We start from the raw sequence: 6,677 nt of genomic DNA, 5'->3' as shown, positions 1-6,677 counted from the left end.
CCCGATAGTTGTTGCGAGCGTCCCCCAGCACGAGCAGGGAGGTCTTCGGGCCGACCGCGTCGGGATACCGCTGCGCGAACACGTCGAAGGCGTGGCCGTAGTCGCTGTGCCCGTCGAACCAGACCAGATCGGCTTCGCCCGCGATCCGCGCCATCATGTCGCCGAGATCGCCGCCCCGCAGGAACCGGGTGACCTCATCGGTGGTGTCGATGAACGCGAACGCCCGGACCTTGGCGAACTGCTCCCGCAGCGCGTGCGTCAGCAGCAGGGTGAAGTGGGCGAACGACGCCACCGAGCCGGAGACATCGCACAGGACGACAAGCTCGGGTTTGTGCGGCTTGTGCGGCCGGTGGTAGGTCTCCAACGGCACACCGCCGGTGGCGAGCGAGGCCCGCACGGTGCGGCGGAAGTCCAGCCGGCCGGAGCGCCCCAGCCGGCGGCGAGCGGTCAGCCTGGTCGCGAGCCGGCGTGCCAGCGGGTAGACCTGCCGACGCAGTTCGACGAGGTCGCGCTGGGACGCCCGGAGAAAGTCGACCTGGTCGGCCAGGGGCTTGACCGCGGTCTTGGCCACCGCGTCCACCCCGCGTTCCTCGGCAAGCCGGCGGCGAACCTCGGCGGCGACCATCTCCTCGAACGAGCGGATCCGTTCGGTGATCGTCTGTCGGGCGACCCGCTCGGCAAGACCGCCGGTCGTGGCCCCACCGAGCATCGCGGCCAGCAGGTCCGCGATCAGAGTGTCCGGTGACAGCGCCCGCATGACCCGGTACATGAACCAGGACCGCTGCCCGGCCCCGCCCGGCGTCGAGCCGAGGGCGGTCACGGCGTCCCTGGCAAGGCGACGGAGCGCCTCCTCGTCCCCGTCGAGCAGGGCAGCCAACAGGTCACCGCGCATGGCCTCACGCAGCATGTCCGGATCCAGGTCGGTGACCTCGCCACGCTGTTGCGCGTCGCCGCCCTCAGGCCGGCCCCCACCATCGTCGCCGTGATCGTCGACGGACAGACCGGCGCCGATCCGCGGCGGAAAGTAGAGATCGAACAACATGTCAAAGGTGGCCCGGTGAGTCGGGCGCTTGCACATCGTCGCCGCGAACGCCGCGTGCAGCGCCCCGCGGTCGAGCAACCCGACCGCACCGAGCGCGCGGGAGGCGTCCACAGTCTCGGCGCTACTCACCGGCACACCAGCCTTGCGCAGTGCGGCGGTGAACGCCACCGTACGGTCCAGCACGCTCATCTCGGCCGTCCCATCACCTCAGGCCACGGCAGGCCACGTCACGTCCGGTCAGGTCGAGTTGGTTCAGGTCAGTTCAGGTCGGTTCACGTCAGTTCACATCGGTTCACGTCAGTTCGGACCGAATTTGAGCTGGCCGATCGCACGCGCATGGTCACTCGCGTGCTTGAGGACGACACCCAGCGTGGATGCCACCGCCTCCTCGTCCAGGGTGTCGATACCCAGCGCAAGCACGGTCTGCGCCCAGTCGATCGTCTCGGCGATCGACGGCGCCTTCTTCAGCTCCATCGCCCGCAGCGCCCGGATGGTCCGGACGATGGCCTCGGCAAGCTGTTCGGGCAGTTCCGGGACACGAGCGAGGACGATCTCCTTCTCCCGCGCCGGCGAGGGATACTCCAGGTAGAGGTACAGACAGCGACGCTTGAGCGCCTCGGAAAGCTCCCGCGTCGCGTTGCTGGTGAGGACCACGAACGGACGGCGGCTCGCCACAATCGTGCCGAACTCGGGAATCGTCACCTGGAAGTCCGAGAGGACCTCCAGCAGCAGCCCTTCGACCTCGACGTCGGCCTTGTCCGTCTCGTCGATCAGGAGCACGGTCGGGTCGTTGCGCCGGATCGCGGCCAGCAACGGCCTCGCCAGCAGGAACTCTTCGCTGAAAATGTCGTCATGGGTCTCGTCCCACGACTCGTCATTGCGCCCGGCCTGGATGCGCAGGAGCTGCTTTTTGTAGTTCCACTCGTAGAGCGCCCGGGCCTCGTCCAGGCCTTCGTAGCACTGGAGTCGGATCAGCTCGGCATCGGTCGCGGCAGCCAGCGCCTTGGCCAGCTCCGTCTTGCCCACACCGGCCGGCCCTTCGACGAGCAGCGGCTTGCGCAGCCGGTCGGCCAGGAAGACGGTCGTGGCGATCGCGTGGTCCGCGAGGTAGCCTGCCGCCTCCAAGCGGCTGCGGACATCCGCCACATCGGCGAAGGCATGCTCCTGTAGCGGCATATACACCTCTCGTGTACGAGCTGAGAACCGTTTCCATAGTGCCAGTGATGGGCCCGTACGGGCGACATCAGCGCGGCCGGCACCGTCGGGACGGAGGCCGCAACCGGATCACTGCACCGGCTCAGATCATTCCACCTGCTCATAGGCGGGGACGGTGAGGAACTCGACGAACTCGTCCGCCAGCGCCACCCGCTCGAACAGGGCTGCCGCGTCGGCGTAGCGCCCGCCCTCGAATGTCGGTTCGCCGACGGCGGACCGGATCGCGGCCAGCTCCTCGGCCTCGATCTCCCGGACGAGATCCGCGGTCACCGGCCGGCCGTCGGCCAGGCGGGCCCGCACGGCGATCCACTGCCAGATCTGCGAACGTGAGATCTCAGCGGTGGCCGCGTCCTCCATCAGGTTGTCGATACCGACCGCGCCGACGCCCCGCAACCAGCTCTCCAGGTACCGGATGGCCACGCTGATGTTGTTGCGCAGGCCCGCCTCGGTGATCGAACCCGGGGTGTCGCGGATCGCGAGCAACTGCCGTGCCGTCACGGTGACGTCATCACGCTGCCGGTCGATCTGGTGCGGGCGCCCGCCGAGCACGGCGTCGAACACCTCGGTACAGACCGGCACCAGGTCGGGATGGGCCACCCAGCTACCGTCGAAACCGTCGCGGGACTCCCGTTCCTTGTCGTCCCGGACCTTTGCCAGGGCACGCGCATTGACCGTTGGATCACGGCGGCTCGGGATGAACGCGGCCATCCCGCCGATGGCATGCGCGCCACGGCGGTGGCAGGTGGCCACCAACAGCTCGGTGTAGGCGCGCATAAACGGCACGGTCATGGTGAGGGCGCCACGGTCGGGCAGCAGGAAGTCGGCACCACGCGCGCGGAACGTCTTCACGGTGGAGAACATGTAGTCCCATCGACCGGCGTTCAAGCCGGCGGAATGTTCCCGCAGTTCGTAGAGGATCTCCTCCATCTCGAAGGCCGCCGGAAGGGTCTCGATGAGAACGGTTGCCCGGATCGTCCCACGGGCGAGCCCGAGGGAATCCTCGGCCACGGTGAACACGTCGTTCCACAACCGGGCTTCACGGTGACTTTCCAGTTTCGGCAGGTAGAAGTATGGCCCGGCGCCAGCCGAAACCAGTGCGTGGGCGTTGCGGAACACATACATCCCGAAGTCGAACAGGGCACCGCTGACCGGTTCACCGTCGACCAGCACATGGCGTTCGGGCAGATGCCAGCCGCGTGGACGCGCAATAAGCGTCGCACGCTCCTCGCCCAGGGCGTATTCCCGGCCATCCGGGCCCGTGTACACCAGGGTCCGTGTGATCGCCTCGGTCAGGTTTCGCTGCCCGGTAATCATATTTGACCAGGTGGGTACGTTTGCGTCCTCGAAATCGGCCATGAAGGCCCGTGCCCCGCTGTTGAGCGCGTTGATGACCATCTTGGCGTCGGTCGGCCCGGTTATCTCGCACCGGCGGTCGATCAGGCCCGGTGCGGGTGGCGCAACGACCCAGTCTCCGTCGCGGACGTCCGCGGTCTCGGCCAGGAAGTCCAGGCTCGCCCCGGCTGCGATGGACCGCCGGCGCTCACGACGGCGCTCCAGCAGCTCGGCCCGGCGCTCGGAAAAACCGCGCTGCAGGCCCGCGACGAACGCGAGCGCCTCGTCGGTCAGGACCGCGGCGACGTCAGCCGGCTTGAGCCCACTGACCGCCCGCTCCACCTCAATGCCCCTCATACTCCCCTCGCCCGTCATGGCCCCGACCGTCATGCCCCCGCCCGTCATGCCCCCGACGTCCGTTCGTCCCACCAACCCGTCGGCACCCATCGCATTCCCTCCCTGCTCCACGAACCGTCGCTCCACGAACCGTCGCTCCACGAACCGTCGCTCCACGAACCGTCGCTCCACGAAGCCGTCCACGGCACATCGCCGGGTATCGACGGGAGCGAAGCTACCGCTTCGATCGCTCGGCGGCCGCTGGCTGCGTTCGCCGGGCGCCACACCCGGCCAACTAGTAAGTTTTCCGAACAAACGCCCTTCGACTGGCTGGCGCGCCCACCGTGCGGGTAGGCCAGGCAGGGCAGGGACAGACCTCGCACAGGTCGCACTGCTAACGCGCAAGGGGGAGCGCACACGGGAGGCAGAGCAATGAACGTCACGTTCCTCGGGCTCGGACGGATGGGCCGGGAAATGGCTCGGCATGTCCTGCGTGGCGGCCACCACCTGACCGTCTGGAACAGGACGCCGGGTCGCGCGCAGGAGTTGACAGCCGCCGGTGCACGCGAGGCGCCCTCTGTTCGGGTCGCGGTCACCGATACCGACGCCGTCGTGCTGATGGTCTTCGACGACAGTTCAGCCCGCCAGGTGATCGACGAATTGATCGCCGGCGCGCCCCCGGCGACGCTAGTGATCAATTCGACGTCTGTCTCGCCGTCGACCAGCCGCGACCTTGGGCAGCTCGTGGCAAAGGCGGATCTGCGCTACGTCGAGGCGCCGGTGGTGGGCACCGTCGGGCCAGCCCGCGAAGGCACCCTGCGGGTACTGGTCGGGGCGACCGCGGCCGACGCCGCGGCCGCCGAAGGCCTGCTCTCCCTGTTCGGCAGCACACACCGGGTTGGCGGTATCGGAACCGCGACTGCGTTGAAGACCGTGGTGAACCTGGGACTGACGCTCTCCACCGCGGCCCTGGGCGAGGTGCTGCGGCTCGGATCGGATCTGGGTATCGACCGCAACCTGCTACTGGCCGAACTCTCCGACGGTGCGCTCGGGTCCATCGTGAACTACAAGCGTCCGATGCTCGCCGACGACCTCTTCACCCCGGCGGCCTTCACTCTGGACGCCATGATTAAAGATCTTCGGATCGCGATGGGCGCCGCGGAGCGGGCGTTGCCGCTGGCCACGACCACGCTCGCCATGGCCGCGGAGGCGTCCGACGCCGGGCACGGTGGCGACGACTTCGCCAGCCTGGCGGCCTACTACGCCACGTCCTGACCGACGATCAGGCCGCGGCACGGACGGCCAGACCTATCGCGTAGTCAAGCCACCACTGCCCGGCGGGGGGGCCGCCGTTGCACGTACCATCCGATTCGCCGGGAACCTTGATCCACAGAAGGGCGTCGGCACGCGGGTCACCGGTATCGGCCGTCGGGCCCACGCCCAGGGCCCTGCCTGGTGGGTTGCACCAGACGCTGCCGGGCGCCGGGCCCAGGCCGTTACGGCTGGTGTCGATGACGAAGTGGGGCATTCCACCGGCAGCTGCGGAGACCGCGTCTCCGTAGGCCCGCTCGTCGGCCGTCTCGTCGAAGTTCGAGACGTTCAGAGCAAACCCGCGCGCCCGGTCGACTCCGGCGGCCCGCAGCCTGGTCGCCATCTCGGCGGCGTCGTGCCAGCCGGCGTTGCCCGCGTCGAGGTAGACGCTCACCCCGATGCCGCCGAGCGCGTCGACCGCATCCGAGAGCAGCCCGTAACGGGTCTGGCGGTCGGCCGCGGGCAGACAATCAAGCTGGGACAGGGCATCTGGCTCAAGAATGACAGTCGCCGGACCGCGACCGATACCCGCGGCGAAGCCGGAGATCCACGATCTGTACGCCGCCGGGCTACTGGCCCCGCCGCCCGAGTAACCTCCGCAGTCACGGTTGGGGATCGCGTAGGCGACCAGGACCGGCAGCGCCCCGGCGGCCCGGATCCGCGCCACCCGGCCCGCGACCGCGGACTGGACGCCACCCGCGGTAACAGGACCGACAAACCAGTCCGCATGGGACGTATTCGCGATTCGGCTCAACGCGTCGGCACTCGCGGGAAGACTGCCACGCAGCCGGCCAACCGCCGCTGCCGCGGCGCTGCCGGGGTCGACATAGAAGCGTGCGCCGGCAAACGGGTTACCGGTCTGCGTGCGTGAGAGCACCAAGGGTGCAGACGTGGGTTCCGGGATGGGCGTCGATGTCGGCGCGGACCCGGGCTGCGACACCGACCCCGCCCGAGCCACACTCGACCCTGGCAGGGGGCGTGCCGTGGATCGGGCGGGGTCCGGCCTGTCGCCGAGCGCGCCCATTGCCTGCGCAACCGTCACAGGCCGCGTGGAGGCGACCGTGCCACCGGGACCGGAAAGCACCAGGTCCGCTGCGGCTGGGCGCGACGATGGGACGATGGTGCCTTCGAAGGCAAAACCGGCGAGTACCGAGATGACAACGGCGCTGAGGGCCAACAACCGTCGAAGACGAACGAGTTGCCGGTGCCGCGAGTGGTGGCGCACCGACCCGCGTGCGGCCCTCCGGCGCGGCCCTGTCGACACACAACCTCCGAAACGGGCAAGCACTGCAACGCTTTCCTACCCCCACCCCCTACCTACTTACGGACCATAGCAGCGCCCGCATGATGTTCATCGGGCGGACGTCGACGGCAGCCGCGACACGCACCGGCCGACACCACGCCCACTGGTCGATTCCCCATCGCCCCGTCCGGCCGGCGG

The 6,677-nt window shown here is 68.9% G+C and carries 5 protein-coding genes and 1 pseudogene; 2 read left to right on the top strand and 4 right to left on the bottom strand.

Going from position 1 to position 6,677, the window contains the following annotated elements; all coding sequences use genetic code 11:
- From U9979_RS08920 to aceB, 3 genes are all read right to left on the bottom strand, one after another.
- Positions 1–1,231 (bottom strand): VWA domain-containing protein (locus tag U9979_RS08920; protein ID WP_322778990.1); only part of this gene is annotated, 1,231 nt, incomplete at its 3' end.
- 108 nt (positions 1,232–1,339) lie between these two features.
- Positions 1,340–2,218 carry a MoxR family ATPase gene (locus U9979_RS08915; RefSeq protein ID WP_322778989.1) on the bottom strand — a complete coding sequence of 293 codons (879 nt, stop codon included), beginning with the start codon at positions 2,216–2,218 and terminating at the stop codon, positions 1,340–1,342.
- Between the two features lie 126 nt (positions 2,219–2,344).
- Positions 2,345–3,946: a malate synthase A gene (gene aceB / locus U9979_RS08910; RefSeq protein WP_322778991.1), complete on the bottom strand. Its 1,602-nt coding sequence runs from the start codon at positions 3,944–3,946 to the stop codon at positions 2,345–2,347.
- Between the two features lie 372 nt (positions 3,947–4,318).
- Between aceB and U9979_RS25145 the strand changes: the two are divergent.
- A pseudogene (locus tag U9979_RS25145) lies at positions 4,319–4,804 on the top strand (NAD(P)-dependent oxidoreductase); the annotation flags it as partial.
- Positions 4,793–5,200, top strand: coding sequence for an NAD-binding protein (locus U9979_RS25140; RefSeq protein ID WP_416219770.1), 408 nt, complete (start codon positions 4,793–4,795; stop codon positions 5,198–5,200). The pseudogene U9979_RS25145 and the gene U9979_RS25140, both read left to right, overlap by 12 nt.
- 7 nt (positions 5,201–5,207) lie before the next feature.
- Here U9979_RS25140 and U9979_RS08900 read toward each other — a convergent pair whose 3' ends face one another.
- Positions 5,208–6,500 (bottom strand): glycoside hydrolase family 6 protein, encoded by a 1,293-nt coding sequence (locus tag U9979_RS08900; RefSeq protein ID WP_322778987.1) that lies wholly within the window; start codon positions 6,498–6,500, stop codon positions 5,208–5,210.
- Positions 6,501–6,677: the final 177 nt, after the last annotated feature.

The sequence above is a fragment of the Protofrankia sp. Cas4 genome (assembly GCF_963555915.1).
In the GTDB taxonomy this organism is placed as follows: Bacteria; Actinomycetota; Actinomycetes; order Frankiales; family Frankiaceae; genus Protofrankia.
Note: the sequence above shows the minus strand (reverse complement) of the source record. Positions and strands in the feature narration are given on the sequence as shown.